This window comes from Microcoleus sp. LAD1_D5 (genome assembly GCF_036702115.1).
Taxonomy (GTDB): Bacteria; Cyanobacteriota; Cyanobacteriia; order Cyanobacteriales; family Microcoleaceae; genus Microcoleus.
In genome coordinates this window covers 61,629-81,889 of record NZ_JAUBSA010000003.1, presented here as the reverse complement: position 1 = coordinate 81,889, position 20,261 = coordinate 61,629, and the positions used below count along the sequence as shown (strand labels likewise).

Here is a 20,261-nt window from a genome sequence, read left to right as displayed (position 1 = left end):
TGCTATGTAGTATGACGGGCAAAGGGAATACCCAGTAGAACAACGATGACCCCTGCGATCGCGCCGATGCCTGTATAAACCAGGCTGGAATAGAGCAAATAGCCACAAATGGCGCAGAACACTATGGGAATGATCGGGTAAAGCGGTACGCTAAACGGGCGGAGTCGATCGGGTTCTCGAATGCGTAAAACAATTAACGACAGGGTGCTGATCAAAAAGAAAAACCAGAAGATGGGGGCAGTGTAGTCCACCATTGTTTCAAATCCTTTGCGGGTGAAGGTTCCCAGGCCAATCAGCGTCAGCGCGATCGCACCTTGCAATAAATAAGCGGTTGTCGGCGAACTCGGATGCGGGTGCCAGCGTCCCAACCAGCGAAACGCAGACCTATCCTGCCCCAGAGCAAAGCTGCTGCGTGCCCCCGTAAAGATGCTGGCGTTGATCGACCCCAGCGTGGCGGTCACAACCACTAAACTCACAAACGCGGCTCCCGGTTCACCCAGCACTCGCCGCAGTAAATCTGATGCAACGGCTTGAGAGTCTGCCATGCCTGCGATACCCAATCCCCGCAGATATGCCAGATTAATCAGCACATAAAGTCCTGTAATGATGCCAATGCTCCAGAGGAACGATCGCACAATATTGCGCTGTGGGTTGTGAATTTCGGCAGAAATGTAAGCAGCTTCATTCCAACCACCATAGGACAGCAGCACGAAGACCAGCGCTAAGCCCCAGGAAGAGGTAGGGGAGGCATTCGAGGAAAGGGGCCCGACGGCAGGAGGGGAGGAGGCCAGACCAACTACGATGACCAGCAGTAAGCCTAAAACGAGTATCACCGCTAGCCAGTTCTGGAGGCCTTTACTCTGGCGCAGTCCAATGATGTTCAGCATTGTGAGCAGGGCGATCGCGAGTGCTGCGTAAATTGCAGGCGAGTAGCCACCTAGTCGAAATAGCTGAGAGGCATAGTCGCCAAACACAAATGCCAGCAGCGCGATCGATCCAGTCTGAATCACGGTCATGCGTGCCCAGGCAAATAAAACTGCGATCGGTTGCCCAAATGCCCGTTTCAGGTAGTAGTAGTTGCCGCCGACATGGGGATATGTCGTTGCCAATTCCGCGTAGCAAAGTGCCCCCAGCAATGACACCACACCGCCTATCAGCCATACTCCTATGACACCACCAACCGTTCCGGTATTAGCAGCGACCAGAGCAGGGGTTTCAAAAATGCCTGCGCCGATTACTAGCCCGACAATCAAGGCGATCGCATCAATTAAAGTAATAGAGGGTTTTGGAGTCCCTGTTAGGGATTCGTTACGTTCTACCAGTGCAGTGTTCTCTAATCTATCCACAGTTTTAGCTTCTCAACGAGTAGAATTTTTAACGACACCCAGGCGTAAAGCAATTTCCGTTTTGCCCAAAAATCCAACGCCCACTCAGAAGAATTAAAATTCCTACGATACCAGAAATTAAAAAGAGTTGCTGGAAACGTGAACTGTTCATCCTTAAAAATCTATTTAGGAGAGGGTTGACAATCAAGGTCTACTCTTAGCGTCAACAGCAAATGTGACTCAAAGGTGACAATCCCCACATTTTTCCAATTAATTACTCAGAACAGGCTCCCATGCTTCGATTGTTTGCAGGATAATCAAACCAGAACGAACCATTGCTTGCAGTTGAGGTAGTATCTACCAAATCCGCGTCACTCCTGAAATCAATAGATGAGCGCTTCGATCGCCAATCAGACAACCGCACAGATAATCCAGAAACTGCACTCAGCCTTTTGTAAGATGATCGGCTCTACACGATCTTGCACAATAGCAATCATGTTGTTGAATGGTCAATACTCCGGACAGTTTTTGGAACGAGACTACAATCTTTACAGCGCAAGGATCATAAATAAAGTCCAATTAAATGCAACGAGCGGGGTGGAGCTGACATTGATTTAATTATCCACAGTGGCTCAAAGTCCTACAGAATAAGCCATTGGGCCATATGAAAACAGTCCGGACTATTGTGAATGGTTAGAACCACTGGATTGCTAGATCGGGGCTTGGTATTGTCGGCAAATTTTCGGCTTAAAAGTGATTAAACGACGATCGATCGTGTCTACAAGAAAAAGTGATTTGAACAAGTGGATAAGCGGTGTTAGCTCTTTTCTTTGATTCACAAAAAAAACTGATGGCAATTGGAGCATAGCTCAAAAGTAATTAGTAGGTAAAAAGGCATGAAACGAACAAACATTCTTAAAAGTGGACTAATGTTCAGCATCATGGGTCTAGTTGGCTGCAGTTCTCCCCAGACGCAGGTGCGCGAAACACCGGCTTCTGTCCAAATCAGTAGTGAAGCGCAACAGGCACAAACTAATCAAACTGCCCAGCCAGCCAGTTGCAAATTGGTAGAAAACGGGTTTGGTCCGCAGGGGCAGGTGAGTGTACGGGTGGAGGAAGTGGTGACAGGGCTGGATGTTCCCTGGGGGATTGCCTTCTTACCAAACCGCGATCTGCTTGTTTCTGAACGATCGGGACGGGTGCGGCTAGTGCAAAATGGCAAGCTGCGCCCCCAAGCGATCGCCACCATCAATGTTAGCGATCGCGGTGAAGGTGGATTACTGGGCATTGCCGCTCATCCCGATTTTGCCAATAAGCGATTCTTTTATGTGTATTTCACTGCCAACCAAAATGGCACTCCAGTGAATCGTGTGGAACGCTGGCAGTTGTCCCAGGATGGGGTGAGTGCAACCCGCGATCGCACCATTGTTGACAATATTCCGGTTGCTCAATTCCACAACGGCGGACGGATTCGGTTTGGTCCCGATGGGATGCTTTATATTGGCACCGGAGACGCCAGAGATCCAAACCTTTCTCAGAATGTCAAAAGTCTTGCAGGCAAGATTTTGCGCGTCACCCCTGATGGCCAGGTGCCCGCTGATAATCCCTTCCCAGGAAATCCAGTTTATATCCTGGGGATTCGCAATACTCAGGGGTTTGATTGGGTGAATGTATCGACTCTGTGGGTCAGCGATCATGGCCCCAGTGGCGAGTTAGGGCGATCGGGACACGATAAAGTCAGTGTTGCCAAGGCAGGTGATAATTTGGGCTGGCCCACTATCTACCGCTGTGAATCACAGCAAGGATTGGTAACTCCTGCGATCGTGTGGCAGCAGGCATTACCCCCCGGAGGAGCCACCATCTACACAGGCAATGCGATTCCTGAATGGAAAGGCAACCTCATAGTTGCAGGACTGCGGGCAGAGCAATTGCAGCGAATCGTCATTGATCCTCGATCGGGTCAGGTGCAGCAGCATGAAGTTTATTTGCAGGGGCAGCAGGGACGGCTCAGAGAAGCGATTATGGGCCCCGATGGGGAATTGTATGTGACCACCAGTAATTGTGATGGTCGCGGCAGTTGCCCACCAGAACAGGACAAGATTCTTCGGATTACTCGCTGAGTCTGTTTTTGAACCTGTCACCTTCTGATCACTTTTGGGCTTCAAATTGAAAACAGGTAGAGAATCACGATCGCTCGATCGATTGCTTTACCTGTTCTTTTATGAGTTGAATGGGTAATTCTAATGCTGGATCTCTGGTACAAAAATGCCATCATCTATTGCATCGATGTCAAAACCTTCATGGATGCCAATGGTGATGGCATTGGTGACTTTGCAGGCTTGACTGAGCGCGTTGATTATCTGTCTGGGTTGGGCGTTACCTGCATCTGGCTCATGCCTTTCTATCCATCTCCCAATAAAGATAATGGGTACGATGTGATGGATTACTACAGCATCGATCCTCGTTTAGGAACATTGGGAGATTTTGTTGCATTCACCCATAGGGCAGAAGAACGAGGAATTCGGGTTATTGTTGATTTGGTTGTCAACCATACATCTGATCAGCACCCCTGGTTTCAAGCAGCTTGTAGAGATAAAACTTCCAAATACTGGAACTACTACTTGTGGTCGAAAGAGAAACCGGAGGATTTGCTAGAAGGTATTATCTTCCCTGGTTTTCAGAAAGCGACGTGGGCATATCAACCAGAAGCAGAAGCCTATTATGCCCATCGGTTCTATGACCATCAGGCTGACTTGAATATTACTAATCCTGAAGTCAGGATAGAGATTCAAAAAATCATGGGCTTTTGGTTGATGTTGGGCGTATCTGGGTTTCGGATTGATGCTGCTCCCTATCTCATTGAACTGAGACAGGCTGATAACCTGTTTGAGCAAGTCGATGATCCTTACATCTACATTGATGAACTGCGGAATTTTCTTTCCTGGCGACGGGGAGATGCGATTTTGCTGGCAGAAGCCAATGAACCTCCCGAAGCACTATCCAGGTATTTTGGGGATGGCAACCGGATGCAAATGCTGTTTAACTTTTGGGGAAATCAACATTTAATGCTTGCCCTGGCACAGGAAACAGCAACTCCACTAATTGAAGCATTTAAAGAATTGCCAGATGTCCCCCCCATTGGGCAATGGGCAAACTTTATTCGCAATCATGATGAACTGTCGCTCGATCAACTCTCCAATGTTCAGCAAGACGAAATTGCAGGGGCATTTGCGCCCGATCGCGATCGAATGTGGATTTTCGATCGCGGTATCCGTCGTCGATTTGCTCCTATGGTCAACGGCGATCTTCAGCGACTGCGACTAACCTATAGTTTGCTGCTAACCCTACCAGGCACGCCAGTGATTAACTATGGCGAAGAATTGGGTATGGGTGATGACTTATCATTGAACGAGCGCGATCCGGCTCGGACACCAATGCAATGGTCGAGTGCGCCCAATGGTGGATTTTCGACGGCCGCGGCCGATCGACTCCTCCTTCCTGTTATTTCCGAAGGCGAATACAGCTACGAGCATTTGAATGTCAAGGTTCAACGTCGAAACCCTGACTCGTTGCTCAACTGGATGGAACGCGCCATCCGCGTGCGGAAGGAATGCCCAGAGTTTGGTTGGGGCGCATGGCAAATCTTGGAGGCAAATCACCCCAGTGTATTTGCCCATCGGTGTGAATGGCAGGGCAGGGTGGTTATTGCCGTACATAATCTGGCAGAAGCTGCCTGTACAGCAACATTGACACTGAAAGAAGATGCCAACAAATATTTGATTGATTTGTTTGAAGATCGGCCCGATGAGGCGATCGTGGATTCAGCTCATAAAATTCATCTCAAAGGCTACGGTTACCATTGGTTTCGCGTGGGCAACCAGCCTTTTTAACAGCTTTCCATACACAGCAAAGGAGTTAGACCCCCATCTTTTAAAAAGGTCAAGAAATACCAATCTTTCACCCTCAAACAAGCTGGATACAAGTTATTAGGAGCTAACCGCATCAAAATCGGTAAGCGCATCTATCAGTTCTGGAAAAGTCAAGAAATTATAAGCAGAGTTAAAACTGTTACCGTTAAACGGACTCCGCTGGGAGAAGTGTTTTTAGCTGTTGTAGTGCATGATGTGGCAGAACCTACATCGAAACTAAGTCAGGTAAAATTGCAGGTTTTGATTTTGGTTTGAAAACGTTTCTCACTATTTCTGATGCTACTCGAATTGAGTCTCCAGAATTTTTAAAAGCAGGACTACGATCAATCCAAGTTACTTCTAAAAAACTATCCAGAAAAGTCTAGGAGTTTGTTATGAAAAGGTTGTTGATGCATAGCCCGAGCGCTGTTGCTGTTCTCTGGATTGTAGGGTATTTGTCACTAACTCTATTTCCTCTGTTGGTGCTGTTACTGCATCCGGCTCCCTCTGGACGTGGATTCTGGACTGAGTTTTCGGTAGCACTGGGCTTTATTGGGTTGGCGATGATGGCGTTGCAATTTATCCTGACGGCCCGCGTCAATCGGATCGAAACCTCTTACGGGATTGATATCCTGCTGCAGTTTCATCGCTATACCTCACTGGTGGCATTTTTCATGGTGCTGGTACATCCAGTTATCTTATTTATTGCTCAACCGGAAACCCTGCAACTACTCAACTTTCCCCAGGCGCCCTGGCGGGCGCGGATGGCTGTCTTGGGTACACTGGCATTTCTGGCAATGGTGGTGACAACTATCTGGCGCAAACCACTAAAGATTCCCTACGAACCCTGGCGAGCCTCTCACACCATTCTGGCAGTGGTGGCAGTGGGGTTCGGCTTTGCACATGCCCTCGCTGTTGGCAATTATTTAAGCTTGTTCTGGAAAGCTGTGCTATGGGGAGGCATTATTCTCGTCTCGCTCTGGCTAATCATTTATGTGCGGTTGGTCAAACCCTGGTTGATGACTAAAAAGCCCTATGTGGTAGAGGAAGTGCTGCCACAACGGGGTGATGTCTGGACGCTGGCATTGCGTCCGCTGGGACATGAAGGCTTTACCTTTGAACCCGGTCAATTTGCCTGGTTGACGCTGAATATTACCCCGTTGAGTATGCGAGAACATCCGTTTTCGATGTCGTCTAGTGCCGATCGCGCCGATCGCATCGAGTTTGGTATCAAAGCGATCGGAGATTTCACCAAAGGCATCAAAGATGTTCAACCGGGAACGAGAGCGTATTTGGATGGGCCCTATGGGGTATTTACGACCGAGCGCTATTGGGACAGCGCTGGCTTTGTGCTGATTGCGGGTGGAGTGGGGATTACACCCATCTTCAGCATCCTGTTGACAGCGGCGGAACGAAAGGACGATCGCCCCTTTTTGCTCATCTACGCGGCTTCCTCCTGGGACGACCTGACCTATCAAGAAGAGCTAGATGCTTTAAAGGAAAAATTAGATCTATCGATCGTCTATGTGTTGCGAAAAGTTCATGACGATTGGGCAGGTGACACAGGTTATGTTGACCAAGCATTATTAGAAAAATACATTCCTCTTCATCGGGGCAGTCGGCATTACTTTGTCTGTGCGGCTCCGGTGATGATGGATGCAGTTGAGCGGGCGTTATTTGAACTAAATGTTCCCGTCACGAACGTTCACATGGAACACTTTGATTTAGCTTAATGGGGGGCTATGCGTTACAGTATCATGTTGCAACTGGTAGCAGGCACAACGCTCATTTTGTTGGGAGTTGCTGTTCTCTTTGCCTGGCTTCAAACTCGAATTGAGCCTATTGATCTTAGAGAAGACACAATTTCTAGTCCTTCTCATCAAAGGCACTAAATCCATGCTTATGATCGGCGGCACTCGATCTATTTCCCACTCGCGAATGGTGCAGCAATTTTTCGATCATCCGCTTAGTGCTTCATCCGGTAGCTGATCAATTTGCGGACATTTTCAATCGGCATTGCTAATTCTTGGGCGATCGCTGCTTCGACCTGACTGGTTTGGGTTACTGGAAACTCGTATTCCAGCTTCTTTAAAGTTGAGTCACTGGTGTTGACAAAAATAGTGGTAACACCCAGGCTGCGATCGATTTCTGCATTTATGCTCAAGATTGTTACTGGTAATCTCCGATTTAACTGTCTATCTGCCTGGAGTTTGTGCACAGAGTTAAAAGGACGGCTGAGAATTTGGGTCGCGATGAAGTTACCTGTAGTCCAGAATAAGGCTGCTACTAAAGGCAGGGGTACCCAGAATTCCCAGGCAGCGCGGTGTAGAAGTGGTAAAAAGCGAGGTAAAGCCATTGAAATGTTGGATTTTAGATTTAGATTGCTCGAAATAATCTGGAGAAACTACCAACATTTTAGTTAGCAACAGATTGGCATAAATCTTACCTGTGATGGAGGATTTTCCTAAATTTCTCCTCTACCATACATACAATTTGCCGAACAATGGTTAGACGGATGCGAATTCTCCTGGTAGAAGACGATGTAGATCAACTGGAGCCACTTCAAGCTGCTCTCTCTGAGGCAGGACATATTGTGGATGGTGTAGAAGATGGGGCGACAGCCCAGTGGATTTTATCGAAGCGGGACTACGATCTGTTGATCCTGGATTGGTTATTACCGGAGGTCAGTGGCTTAAGCTTATGCCAGCAATACCGCCGTCTGGGAAAAACGGCCCCAGTGTTGATGTTGACAGCCAAAGATGCGATTGTTGACAAAATTAGCGGTTTAGACGCTGGAGCAGATGATTATCTCATCAAACCTGCCGATGTGTTTGAACTGCTGGCACGGGTGCGGGCATTGGGGCGACGATCGCCACTTTGGAAAGGGGATACTTTACAGGTTGAAGATCTGACTCTACATCTATCAACGCTGACTATTGAACGGGGGGAGCAAAGTCTGCATTTATCGACTCGGGAATTTCTATTTCTAGAGTATCTGATGCGCCATCCTCGTCAGGTACTCTCCCGTAGCCAAATTGAACAAGCCTTGTGGCAGTGGGGCAGCGAACCGGAGAGTAATGCGATTACTGTCCTAGTGCGTCGTCTGCGGCAGCGATTGCAGATGATAGGTGCTGTCAGTTGGCTAGAAACCGTATATGGTATGGGATATCGCTTGAATCCAGATGTTTAATCGTAGCCGCCGCAATCTTGCCCACTGGTTTACGCTGTCGATGGGGACTATTCTCATCATTTTTGCAGGCATCATTTACTACCAGCGAGCGGTTAACAGCTTAGAAGAGAGCGATCGAATACTCTACAAAAAAGCAAGAGTCATGGCTGCCAATATTGACTATGGTTGGCGGCAGGGAAAAGAGCAAATCGATCTGAGTAAGGTTCCGATTCTGGGGAATTATTCTCCCCCCTCTGACAGTGAAGTGGTTTACGCTCGCTGGTATGCAGCGACTGGACAACTGCAACAGTTTTATGGGAGGCAGCCCTCGGATCAGATTCAGGTGATCGCGGCGTTTCAAACCATTGAGTCTCCCCCCGAGTGGCTGCGACAATTAACGCTTCCGGTTGACCACAACGGACGCACGATTGGCTACCTCCAGATTGCCATCCCGTTGACGGATGCTCAGAAAACACTGAGAGAGTTACTGATTGTGATGGTGGTAACAGTGCCCTTGACCCTGGGCACGATTAGTCTAGTAGGTTGGTTTTTAGGCGGATTGGCAATGCAACCCATTCAAAACGCCTATGCCCAAATGCAACGATTTACGTCTGATGCTTCCCACGAACTAAGGGCACCGCTTGCTACTATACTCAGCAATGCCCAAGTTGGCTTACTCAGCCCAGTCGATGCCGGCCAGCCTAAGCACTCTCGATTGGAAAAGATTGCTGAAACGGCTAAGTCGATGAATCGGTTGGTGACTGATCTCTTGTTTTTAGCACGACAGGCAGGACAGTTAGACCCAAACTCGCTTCAATCGATTCACTTGAATGACCTGTTGAAAGATACGATCGCCACTTCATCAATACAGGGTGTTGCCCAGCATTTAAGCCTACATTTAGAACTGCCAGAAGAGAGAGTTATCATCAAAGGGAATTCTGATTTATTAAAACAAGCTATCACTAATCTACTCACCAATGCCTGCAAATATACCTTACCTGAAGGAAAAGTGTGGCTGCGGTTATTGACTCAATCTCATCGCATTTTAATTCAAATAGAAGATAGGGGAATCGGCATTCCAGAGGCAGATTTGCCACACATTTTTGATCGATTTTACCGAGTTGATGAGGTACGAACACGGAAGAAAGGTGGCTCTGGATTAGGATTGGCGATCGCCCAGCAAATTGTGGAAGCTCACGGCGGACACCTAACGGTAAGTAGCGAGGTTGGGAAAGGTTCTCTGTTTCAAATAGAACTGCCCCTGTCATAGAAGATATCCTGCGGCTATAACGGGGACATCCAAGATTGTCACTCTTGAATCAGAGTTGCGATCGATTGTGTAGTTGCGGTTTCAACCGCCGAGGGTAAAGTGCGCGACTGTATTAACTTCCACAGCCGATCGCACTTTTGTCGATCTGTCGCTGTCGCGCACTCTACTCCCAAATCAATCTGAAACAATCAGATTTAATCTCAATTAGCAATTAGCAATTACTAATTACCAATTAGCAATTAGCAATTACTCTACAAGTAATTACCAATTACCAACTCTCAACTATTTATTCAACGCTTCGCGGGCGGCTACCGCTTCGTCGGGATGAATGTTCAAGCGGGTCAAATTAATTCGACCTTTATTGTCAATCTCTCGCACTTTGACAATCACTTCATCGTTGACAGCTAACTCATCTTCCACTTTCCCGACGCGGTAGTCCGCTAACTGGGAAATATGAATCATTCCTTCTTTTCCTGGCAAAATTTCCACAAAAGCGCCGATCGGAATAATTCGAGTTACGCGGCCGACATACACGTCTCCTGCATTCAACTTGCGCGTCATGCCTTGGACAATGTTGTAAGCCCGCTGAGCTTTTTCGCTGTCGTTGCCAGCAATTGTCACGGTTCCGTCGTCTTCGATGTCAATTTTGACACCGGTTTCTTCGGTGATGGCTTTGATCGTTTTGCCACCTGGCCCAATTACCAAACCGATAAATTCCGGATCGATTTTCAGGGTTAGCAAACGCGGTGCAAACGGCGACATTTCCTTGCGGGGAGTGTCGATGGTTGCCAGCATTCTTTCTAAAATTTGCAGTCTGGCCGGTTTGGCTTGGCGGATGGCATTGGCAATCACATCTAAGGGCAAACCTTTGATTTTCATGTCCATCTGCAAAGCGGTAATGCCGGTGTCGGTACCAGCTACTTTGAAGTCCATGTCGCCTAAAAAGTCTTCAATTGCCTGAATGTCAGTCAAAATTCGGACTTCATCGCCTTCTTTAATTAAGCCCATTGCCGCGCCGCTGACGGGTTGGGAAAGGGGAACGCCTGCATCCATTAATGCTAGCGTTGAGGCGCAAACTGAACCCATTGAGGTGGAACCGTCGGAAGAAAGGACTTCTGAAACTACGCGAATCACGTAGGGGAAATCTTCTTTGGATGGCAAAACCGGCAGCAAAGCGCGTTCTGCCAGGGCTCCGTGACCGATTTCTCGGCGTCCGGGCGATCGCATCGGCTTGGTTTCTCCCACAGAAAACGGCGGGAAATTGTAGTGGTGGAGGTAGCGTTTGTCTTGCTGCGGGTGCAAGTCGTCTCCTAAGTCTTGGGCGTCGCCTGGGGTTCCCAGGGTAGCAGCAGACAAGACTTGAGTCAACCCCCGATTAAACAACCCACTGCCGTGTACTCGCGAGGGCAGCACCCCTACGCGACAAGAAACTTGTCGCACCTCGTCTAGCTTGCGGCCGTCTACACGGACGCCATCTTCGAGGATTTGCTTACGCATCATTTTTTTGGTAACGTCTTTGAAAACGTTGCCGATCGTCTTGCTGTTGGCGCTGGCGGCTAGTTTTACCGGATCGTCTTCCGAGAGTTCGGCGATCACAGATTCGACTGCATTTGCCTTAACTTCGTCCAAAGCTGCATTCCGCTGGTTTTTGTCTTGTTCAAATTTAGACAAAATGATGCGGATTGGGGCTTCGGCGTGCTCGCGAATGAAGGTTTCCAGGGCCGAATCTTGCGATGGCCGTTCTTCTACCACCAAATCGATGCCCAATTCCGCCATAATTTCGCGCTGGGCTTGAATCAAGTCACAGGCTGCTTCGTAGCCGAAGTCGATCGCCTCGATGATATCCTGTTCGGGCAACTGGTTGGCGCCGGCTTCTACCATGATTACTCCGTCAGGAGAACCAGCTACCACGAGATCCAACTCGCCTTCTCTGATTTCGCTGTAGGTGGGGTTGATGATGAAATCGTCCCCTACCAAACCGACTCGCACCGCCGCCATCGGCCCGTAAAACGGCATTTTCGCCAGCAGTATCGCCACCGAAGCCCCCGTCACCGCCAAAACGTCTGGTGGCACTTGTTCGTCCATCGAAACCGTTGTGGCTACAACTTGGATGTCATCTCGCAGCCAGCTTGGAAATAGGGGACGCAGCGGTCGATCGATCAAACGACCCGTGAGAGTCACTTTTTCGGGGGGACGCCCTTCCCGGCGCAAAAATCCACCGGGAATTTTACCGCCAGCGTAGAGTCTCTCTTCGTAATCCACCAACAGGGGCAGGAAATCAATTCCCTCTCTCCCCTGCGATCGAGTCGCTGTCACTAAAACCGCCGTGTCACCCGACTGAATCAAAACTGCACCGCCTGCTTGAGGCGCTAGTAAACCAATCTTCAGTCTAATATCCCGTCCATCGAAGGATATTGACTTGTCTATCTCTACCATGTAGCACTGCTTCCTTATCTACCACATTCTTTCTCTGTCGGGATCGTAACATTACCACAGGATGTTTGAGAGTCCGACGCCAAAAGACGGGGATAATTCGGTGTCGATCGACTGCTGGCCGCTCGACTGTAAGCATTTATACTCTTTAATGGTTTTTGGTATTGGGTGATCGATCGCCCAATACCTGAAATAGATGGTAGGATCAATTTTCATTTGTCTGTTGTCTGTTGTCTGTTGACTGTTGACTGTTGACTGACTCATGAGTAATTCGGTGGTTAGTTAAAAAAATATTTTTTACAAAAAAACACTATTTCTGTAGTAAATTTGGCAAATTATAAAATTATAAGGGTTCAATAAAATGGCAATTTTACACGGCACTTGGCTGCTTGATGTCGAAAAAAGTGGCTTATTTATTTGGGGAGAAACTTGGCGAAAAATAGGAACCATCGACATCATTGAATCGATAAATGTTCGCCATCCATTGGCAATGACCGAAGCTGAATTGAAGAGGTTCCTAACTTCCTTGCAGCAGTCGGGAAAACTGGATTGGCAATTACCGGAAACCGCAGCAACTCCACCGGAAAAAAGGCTAAAAACTAGGCGATCGACCAAAACTCAAAACGCAGCAGAAGTTCCCGCCCAAAACTCTTCACTTCAAAGGCAAGTTCGGGCGATCGCACTTCCCACCCAAATCTCAGAATCGAACGCAACCCTGATGCCGCAGCATTCAGCCGCAGCACTTGACGAATCTGTCCCTACCGAGGAAATTTACCTTTATCCCTGGCAAGTCGAGGGTTATTTTCTCAACCCTCAAGCAGCTTTTGTTTTCTTGCAATCACTGCCGCTTAATAGCACAGAACCAGACTCTTTTATCGGCTCAGATTTGCGTTTTTGGTCTCATGTTGCTAGGTGGAGTTTGGATTTGTTGGCAAGATGCAAATTTTTGCCTGGATTGGAGAAACAGTCGGACGGTTCCGCTATTGCTAAATGGCAACCGTTGTTAGATAGTTCTACAGATCAACTCCGTCTCGCTACTTTCGTCAAGCAAATGCCGACGGCTTGCCGAACATATCAATCGAAGGAAGAAGTCCGATGGAAGTCGGAAGAAGGAAGTTCGGCAACGGATTTTGTAACGGATGTAACGGATGTAACGGATGTCAGTCCGATGGAAGTCGGAAGAAGGAAGAAGGAAGAAGGAAGAGGGGAAAAGGAAGAAGAATCCAGTCAATTGCCTTTAGCGGTGGATTTGCCGACGGGGGCCCAGGAATTGGTGTTAGGCTTTTTGAGCAGTATTGTAGATAGTCAAGTGCGATCGGCTGGTAGCTCTACTTTAGACATCAAAGCAGTTTCTCCTGTGCGCGACTGGCTGCAAGCTTTGCAGCAGGAATCTGGGATAGTTCAAGTAGAAACAACAGCATTGGAAAACTTGGCAACCAAGCTGAGTGCTTGGACTGCACCGCTGCAAAACCAATTATCTCAACAAAGTCAATTTCGCACTTGCTTTCAACTCATACCGCCGTCTCCTGGTAAAGCCAACTGGAATTTAAATTATTGCTTGCAAGCAGCAGATGAAAACGAATTTTTGGTAGATGCGACAACTGTTTGGAACAACTCAGTTGAGCGTTTGGCTTATGCGGGGCGGACAATAGAATTGCCTCAAGAAACTTTGCTCAGCGGCTTGGGTTTAGCCTCGAAACTTTATCCGTTAATTGAACCGAGTTTGCAAGCACAGCGGCCTCAATCTTGTCTTTTAAAACCGTTAGATGCTTACAATTTTATCAAGTCTGTGGCTTGGCGGTTTACTGATAGCGGATTGGGCGTAGTTTTGCCCCCTAGTTTGACAAAGACTGATGGTTGGGCGAGTCGTTTGGGTTTGAGTATTTTAGCCGAAACTCCGAAATTAAATCCTGCTAAGGGTGGAGTGGGATTGCAAAGTCTGCTAAATTTTAAGTGGGAATTGACGATCGGCGGACAGCGCATTTCTAAAGCAGAGTTTGACAGATTGATTGCGTTGAATTCGCCTTTGGTGGAAATTAACGGCGAGTGGGTGGAGTTGCGCGCGCCGGATGTGAAAGCGGCTCAAACTTTTTTTGCTAGTCGCAAAGAGCAAATGACTCTTTCTTTGGAAGATGCTTTGCGTTTGGCTTCGGGCGATTCTCAGATGATAGAGAAATTGCCTGTGGTGAATTTTGAGGCCACGGGTCAACTTCAGGAATTGTTGAATACTTTGAGCGATAATCAAGCGGTAAATGCGATCGCAACTCCGGCTAGTTTCCGAGGAGAATTGCGACCATATCAAGCGCTAGGAGTCGGCTGGTTAGCATTCTTAGAACGCTGGGGTTTGGGTGCTTGTCTCGCGGACGATATGGGATTGGGGAAGACCATCGAGCTAATTGCTTTCCTCGTGCATTTACAAGAACAAGATGCCCTAGAATCACCAACATTACTGGTTTGTCCGACATCGGTACTGGGCAATTGGGAGCGCGAAGTCAAGAAATTTGGCCCGACGCTGAAAGTGTTAGTTCACCACGGAGACAAACGCGCTAAAGGCAAAGCTTTGGCGGCGGCCATTAAGGGAAAGCATTTAATAATTACCAGTTACTCGCTAGTGTTCCGCGATGCCAAGGAAATTCAAAGCACTAAATGGCAAGGATTGGTTTTAGATGAAGCCCAAAATATTAAAAATTCCGAGGCGAAGCAGTCGCAATCGGTGCGACAAATCGAGGCATCTTTTAAAATTGCGCTGACGGGCACTCCCGTGGAAAATAGGCTGCAAGAATTGTGGTCTATTTTAGAATTTCTGAATCCGGGATATTTGGGACCGCGCAATTTCTTTCAGCGCCGATTTGCAATTCCGATCGAGAAATACGGAGACAGGGAATCATTGCAGACTTTGCGATCGCTCGTTCGGCCTTTCATCCTCCGCCGCCTGAAAACAGATAAAGAAATCATCCAAGATTTGCCCGAAAAACAGGAGATGACTATATTTTGTGGGCTCGCGACTCAACAGGCGGTATTATATCAGAAAATAGTCGAAGAGTCAATAGCGGAATTAGAGTCAGCCGAAGGTATTCAGCGCCGGGGAATGATTCTGGCTTTGCTGGTAAAACTCAAGCAACTTTGCAACCATCCGGCTCTTGTGAAAGCAGAAGCTAAGCCGAAAGAATTGGAGATTAAGAGTCAGGAATCGGGGAAATTGCAGCGGTTGGTGGAAATGTTAGAAGAGGTTGTCGCTGAGGGCGATCGGGCTTTAATTTTTACTCAATTTGCCGAATGGGGAAAACTCCTGAAACCGCATCTAGAACAGCATTTAGGGCGAGAAGTTTTGTTCTTGTACGGCGGAGTTAAGCAGCAGCAGCGGGAAGAAATGATCGATCGCTTCCAGCACGACCCCCAAGGCCCGCCGATTATGATTTTATCTTTAAAAGCAGGCGGCACAGGTTTGAACTTAACCAGAGCAACCCACGTTTTTCACTATGACAGATGGTGGAATCCCGCAGTTGAAAATCAAGCAACTGACCGCGTATTTCGCATCGGTCAAACCCGGAATGTGCAAGTTCACAAATTTGTCTGCACGGGCACGTTAGAGGAGAAAATACACGATATGATCGAAAGTAAGAAAGCTCTAGCCGAACAAGTTGTCAGCGCCGGCGAAAACTGGCTCACCGAGTTAGATACAGACCAACTTCGGAATTTACTAATCCTCGATCGCAATGCTATCATAGAAAACGAAGAAGAATAATGTGCTTAATTTTCTTCGACTTGTAGTAAGGACTTCAGTCCTCAAAAATCAGAGGACTAAAGTCCTCACTACAAACCTTGGGACTTCGGACTTACATCCGTTACATCCGTTACAGAATCCGTTGGTGAACTTCCTTCTTCCTTGGGCTTATGATTGATAGAGAATGGTGGACACAACAGTGGTTAGATTTAATCAATACTTACCGCTTCAAAAAGCGCTTAGAACGTGGCTGGCAGTACGCGCGGGAAGGTAAAGTTCTCAGCATTAAATTTCCCAATCAAGAAGTAATTGCCATAGTTCAAGGAACCGATCCCAAACCATATCAAGTTTCTTTAGGACTCGATACATTGACTGATGAAGATTGGGATTATGTGATTGAAAATATGTCGCAAAGAGCTGTTTTTTCAGCTAAATTACTAGCAGGAGAAATGCCGCACAATATTGAAGATGTATTTGCAGCCGCGGGCAAAACGCTATTTCCGTTAAGTTTATCTGATATTCGATCGCGCTGTAGCTGTCCTGACCCGCAAAACCCTTGCAAACACATCAGTGCAGTATACTACTTATTGGGCGATCGCTTCAGCGAAGACCCCTTTGTACTCTTTCAATTGCGGGGGAGAACCAAAGAGCAAATCTTGACAGCACTCCGTCAAAGACGAGGTACGCAAGGAGAGGAAAATTCCCAACTCAACTCCGGCGAAAATGCCCCCACTGCGAATGCTAAATTGCCAACGGTCGATCGCTTTTGGGAATACAATCACCAGCTAGAATCATCTTTAGTCGTGATTGTACCGCCGCCCAGCAGCGAAACAGTATTAGATATCTTAGGGCCAATTCCCCTCGCAACCGACGGAAAAGGAACCGCTAGCAAATCCTCCCCCGCATCAGACGTTCTCAAGCAGCATTTTAGCAAAATCTACCAAGCAGTTAGCCAGCAAGCAGTTTTAGCAGCACTGAAACGGGGCGAAGGAGATTAACATAATTTACTCGCAGAGATGATACTAGGGAATATGGTCGATCACAAATCAGGCTTTAATACCCCTTTTATTCTTTAGTCCCTCTCTGGTGGAACGAGAGTTTGTTTAGAATAGATTTCAACCGACGAGTCTTACTTTTTGCAAGGTCAGTTTACAGTTCCCGCAAATTACTCATAATCTCTATCAATTCCTGGGGGCGTTTAATCAAAAAATCGGGATTGTGTGCAGCCAAAGCCTCCTGAGAATTAAAACCCCAACCTACAGCCATTATCTTAATTCCCGTTTTTCTAGCAGCGTCTATATCTCGAATCTCATCTCCCACATAAACGACTTCTTTAGCATTTATATTCTCTCTTTTTAGCCATCTATTAATAACTTTATGTTTGCCAAAAGTTGAACCAGAGTAAATAAACGTGAAAGTGTCTTGCAAACCGTTTTTTGCCAGCGATGCCAAGACGTTTTCTCTGGAATTAGAGGTGATAATGCCGAGTTGAAATCCCACTTTTTTTAAATCGAGTAAAACTTCTTTAATTCCCGGAAATAATTGAATATTGGGAATTTCGCTGCGTAACTCTGCTTTCAACCTTCTAATCAACAGCGGGAATTTGAAGATAGAAATGCCAGAATACTGAAGGAGTTGCCAAGAAGTTAAATTGCTCAGTTGAGCGATTTGCTCTTTGGTCGCAGACTTAAAGCCTAATTCTACTGACAAACGGTTGGTGATGCTCAGAAGAATATCGATTGTATCTGCTAAAGTACCGTCAAAATCAAAAATAATTACTTTGGTCATTGGACAATAGCAAATAAGGAACGGGGGATCATACAATTTTAGATTTTAGATTTTAGATTTTAGATGGGGAATGACCGAAAGCATCCAGGATACAAGCCCCCGGATTCATCCGTCCAGAAATAAAAAACCTGTATCCTATGAAACCTGCCCCCCGAATTTATCCGTGGGGTCAATGCTTCAATTCTTTAATCTAAAATCGCGCAATCGATGGACTTACTACATAATGTATTGGCTCTTGGCGCTCCGTACATACCCTAGGGTTATTATCTATAGGGTAAGGTGCCACCTCAGCACCCTGAGCGCGAACATCTCAACTTTTAATCGTTAATTTGATTGGCTTTAGCATTTCGCCGCAGCATTTCGGGTTTAATACGCCGCAGCGCCGAAGCGGTAAATCTGCGGTTCCATTCCTCGTCGGAAATGTCGGCTAATTCTGCAAGTGTCGGTGCTATATTTTCAGGATAAGGCTCAAACTCTGCCACATCAGTTGGTTTCGCAAATCGCTGATTCCAAGGACAAACATCCTGACAAATGTCGCAACCTGCTACCCAACCTTGTAAATTAGATGCAATTTCGTCGGGCAATTTTTCGGCTCGATTCTCGATCGTGTGATAAGCTATACATCGATCGGCATTCACCACAAAAGGCTCAGTAATTGCTCCCGTCGGACACGCCTTAATGCAGCGAGTACAAGTACCGCAATGTTCCGTATGAGACTCATCCGACGCTAACTCCAAATTAGTCAAGATTTCGCCCAAAAACACCCAAGAACCGTATTCGCGCGAAATTACATTACCATTTTTAGCAATCCAACCAATCCCGGCACGCTGCGCCCACATTTTATCCTGAACTGGCCCGGTATCAGCATAATACCGCGCTTCAATTCCCTCGCCTTGCGATCGCAGCCAATTTGCCAAAATTTTCAGTTTTTTGTGCAAAATTTTGTGGTAATCCCGCCCCCAACCGTAGCGAGAGATTTTAGCATATTCGACCGCTGCATCGTCCCCCCCCTCCCACAGGGGATTTTCGGGGCGTTGGTGGGGCGTGTAGTAGTTGATGGCGACACATATTAATGACTGCACCTCTGGCATCACCAATTGAATATCCTGCCGTTTCGGGTTTGCCATCCAGGCCATATCCGCCTGATAACCCTTATCCAGCCAAGCCTGCAATCGTTGTTTTTCTAGATCGAAATCCGCGTCTTTTGAGGCTATCCCGACTTTGTGAAATCCCAACTCAAGGGCTTTTTGCTTAACCAAAATGCTGTTAATTGGCGCTTTCATTTGACACCAGGCAAATATTTACCTTTTGTATTGACTATTTTGATTTTATATGATATGCAAAGCGATTTTAATGATCGGTTTCCTAGATAAACTAATTCGGGGCACAGTCTAGTGACGGCGATCGCAATTTACCAAACCATTGATTATAGTTTTGTAACTCAGTCATATGTAATTTATATTTGCAAAAATTAACAAAACGTTACATAATTTTAATCAAGGGAGCTTGACGTTTCCTAACTCAAGTACCTCACTAAAACCACAAATCCCACAGCATACACATGGCAGTTAGTATTCAATCAGCTCAATCTATTTTCTCGAACACCGAGATTGCTAGCGTTGTTCCGGCTACCACGGAAGCGTTCTACAAACTCAGCGTTGAAGACCAACTCGCACTGCTCTGGTATGCCTACACCGAAATGGGCGTTTCCATCACCGCAGCAGCACCGGGAGTAGCCAGCATGGCGCTTGTCGAAGGCATACTGACCGAAATCAAGCAAATGTCGCCGGCTGCTCAAAGCAAAACCATGTTTGACCTCGCCAGCAACGCCGACACCACCATAGGTCGGATTTACACTTCTTTGCGCGTCAATACCAAACTCGGTTTCTGGTACGAGTTGGGACAGTTGATGAAACAGGGCCTTGTCGCTCCGATCCCCGCTGGCTATCAAATGTCTCCCGAAGCCACCCAAGTCCTTGAAACCATCAAGAAACTAGATCCAGGTCAGCAAATTACCGTACTTCGGAATACCGTAGTTAACATGGGCTACGACCCTGCTTTTAACCAAGAGTACGGCAAACGCTCAGCCCCCCGCAGCACTCCCACCGCTCCAGAAGAGCGGGTGAAAACACAGATTGAAGGTATCACCGAGCAGACTGTGCTCAGCTACATCGACTACATGAACGCCTTCGACTTCACCCCAGCCGTCGGTTTATTTGCTGAAGAAGGTGCCCTGCAACCGCCTTTCCAAAAGCCGATCGTTGGTCGCGAAGCTATCCTCAACTATATGCGGGAAGAGTGCATCGGACTGAAAATGATGCCACAGCAAGGCGTATCTGAACCTGCCGAAGATGGCTACCGCCAAGTGAAAGTCACGGGCAAAGTCGAAACTCCCTGGTTCGGATCGAATGTGGGAATGAACATTGCGTGGCGGTTTTTGCTCGATCCCCAAGGTCAAATTTTCTTTGTGGCGATCGACTTGTTGGCATCTCCTAAGGAATTGCTCAATTTGATGCGCAAATAGAATATTCTGGTTCGGTCAGTCAAACAGGCTTGCCCAGAAACCCAGATGCCATTAGGTGTCTGGGTTTATAGCATTTTAGATTTTAGATTTTAAATTTTAGATTCAAGAATTTAAGGATGG

15 protein-coding genes are annotated in these 20,261 nt (G+C 47.2%); 8 read left to right on the top strand and 7 right to left on the bottom strand.

Annotated elements, in window-relative coordinates; translation table 11 throughout:
- Positions 1 to 2: 2 nt before the first annotated feature.
- Positions 3 to 1,346 (bottom strand): amino acid permease, encoded by a 1,344-nt coding sequence (locus tag QUA70_RS02460; RefSeq protein WP_333344450.1) that lies wholly within the window; start codon positions 1,344 to 1,346, stop codon positions 3 to 5.
- 875 nt (positions 1,347 to 2,221) lie between these two features.
- Between QUA70_RS02460 and QUA70_RS02455 the strand changes: the two genes are divergently transcribed.
- The 3 genes from QUA70_RS02455 to QUA70_RS02445 all read left to right on the top strand — a co-directional run bounded on the left by QUA70_RS02455 (position 2,222) and on the right by QUA70_RS02445 (position 6,966).
- Complete coding sequence (locus tag QUA70_RS02455) at positions 2,222 to 3,445, top strand: PQQ-dependent sugar dehydrogenase (RefSeq protein WP_333333297.1); 1,224 nt, start codon at positions 2,222 to 2,224, stop codon at positions 3,443 to 3,445.
- Between the two features lie 123 nt (positions 3,446 to 3,568).
- Entirely contained in the window at positions 3,569 to 5,215 is a 1,647-nt protein-coding gene (locus tag QUA70_RS02450) for an alpha-amylase family protein (protein WP_333333299.1), read from the top strand.
- Between the two features lie 428 nt (positions 5,216 to 5,643).
- Positions 5,644 to 6,966, top strand: a complete 1,323-nt coding sequence (locus tag QUA70_RS02445; protein ID WP_333333301.1) for a ferric reductase-like transmembrane domain-containing protein — start codon at positions 5,644 to 5,646, stop codon at positions 6,964 to 6,966.
- Positions 6,967 to 7,199: 233 nt separating this feature from the next.
- Here QUA70_RS02445 and QUA70_RS02440 read toward each other — a convergent pair whose 3' ends face one another.
- Positions 7,200 to 7,589 (bottom strand): hypothetical protein, encoded by a 390-nt coding sequence (locus QUA70_RS02440; RefSeq protein WP_333333303.1) that lies wholly within the window; start codon positions 7,587 to 7,589, stop codon positions 7,200 to 7,202.
- Positions 7,590 to 7,748: 159 nt separating this feature from the next.
- Between QUA70_RS02440 and rppA the strand changes: the two genes are divergently transcribed.
- Together rppA and QUA70_RS02430 are read left to right on the top strand one after the other, a co-directional pair.
- The gene (rppA, locus tag QUA70_RS02435) at positions 7,749 to 8,423 is read left to right on the top strand and encodes a two-component system response regulator RppA (RefSeq protein WP_333333371.1); all 675 of its coding nucleotides are present in this window, start codon (positions 7,749 to 7,751) and stop codon (positions 8,421 to 8,423) included.
- The gene (locus QUA70_RS02430) at positions 8,416 to 9,672 is read left to right on the top strand and encodes a HAMP domain-containing sensor histidine kinase (RefSeq protein WP_333333305.1); all 1,257 of its coding nucleotides are present in this window, start codon (positions 8,416 to 8,418) and stop codon (positions 9,670 to 9,672) included. Before rppA ends, QUA70_RS02430 begins: the two co-directional genes overlap by 8 nt.
- Before the next feature lie 38 nt (positions 9,673 to 9,710).
- On the opposite strand, the gene QUA70_RS02425 is transcribed toward QUA70_RS02430, so the two are convergent.
- The 3 genes from QUA70_RS02425 to QUA70_RS02415 form a co-directional block, all read right to left on the bottom strand.
- Entirely contained in the window at positions 9,711 to 9,860 is a 150-nt protein-coding gene (locus QUA70_RS02425; protein ID WP_333333307.1) for a hypothetical protein, read from the bottom strand.
- Between the two features lie 94 nt (positions 9,861 to 9,954).
- Complete coding sequence (locus tag QUA70_RS02420) at positions 9,955 to 12,108, bottom strand: polyribonucleotide nucleotidyltransferase (protein WP_333333309.1); 2,154 nt, start codon at positions 12,106 to 12,108, stop codon at positions 9,955 to 9,957.
- A 51-nt stretch (positions 12,109 to 12,159) separates the two neighbouring features.
- On the bottom strand, positions 12,160 to 12,369 hold the full coding sequence (locus QUA70_RS02415) for a hypothetical protein (protein ID WP_333344452.1): 210 nt from the start codon (positions 12,367 to 12,369) through the stop codon (positions 12,160 to 12,162).
- A gap of 97 nt (positions 12,370 to 12,466) precedes the next feature.
- Between QUA70_RS02415 and QUA70_RS02410 the strand changes: the two genes are divergently transcribed.
- Positions 12,467 to 15,850 carry a DEAD/DEAH box helicase gene (locus tag QUA70_RS02410; protein WP_333344454.1) on the top strand — a complete coding sequence of 1,128 codons (3,384 nt, stop codon included), beginning with the start codon at positions 12,467 to 12,469 and terminating at the stop codon, positions 15,848 to 15,850.
- Between the two features lie 149 nt (positions 15,851 to 15,999).
- Positions 16,000 to 16,827 (top strand): SWIM zinc finger family protein, encoded by an 828-nt coding sequence (locus tag QUA70_RS02405; RefSeq protein WP_333344456.1) that lies wholly within the window; start codon positions 16,000 to 16,002, stop codon positions 16,825 to 16,827.
- A gap of 151 nt (positions 16,828 to 16,978) precedes the next feature.
- Here the strand turns inward: QUA70_RS02405 and QUA70_RS02400 are convergent, their stop codons facing one another.
- Positions 16,979 to 17,617 carry an HAD-IA family hydrolase gene (locus tag QUA70_RS02400; protein WP_333333316.1) on the bottom strand — a complete coding sequence of 213 codons (639 nt, stop codon included), beginning with the start codon at positions 17,615 to 17,617 and terminating at the stop codon, positions 16,979 to 16,981.
- Between the two features lie 317 nt (positions 17,618 to 17,934).
- On the bottom strand, positions 17,935 to 18,900 hold the full coding sequence (queG, locus tag QUA70_RS02395; RefSeq protein WP_333333318.1) for a tRNA epoxyqueuosine(34) reductase QueG: 966 nt from the start codon (positions 18,898 to 18,900) through the stop codon (positions 17,935 to 17,937).
- A gap of 278 nt (positions 18,901 to 19,178) precedes the next feature.
- On the opposite strand from queG, the gene QUA70_RS02390 reads away from it, so the two are divergent.
- Positions 19,179 to 20,141 (top strand): orange carotenoid protein N-terminal domain-containing protein, encoded by a 963-nt coding sequence (locus tag QUA70_RS02390; RefSeq protein ID WP_333333320.1) that lies wholly within the window; start codon positions 19,179 to 19,181, stop codon positions 20,139 to 20,141.
- The last annotated feature ends 120 nt before the right edge of the window (positions 20,142 to 20,261 follow it).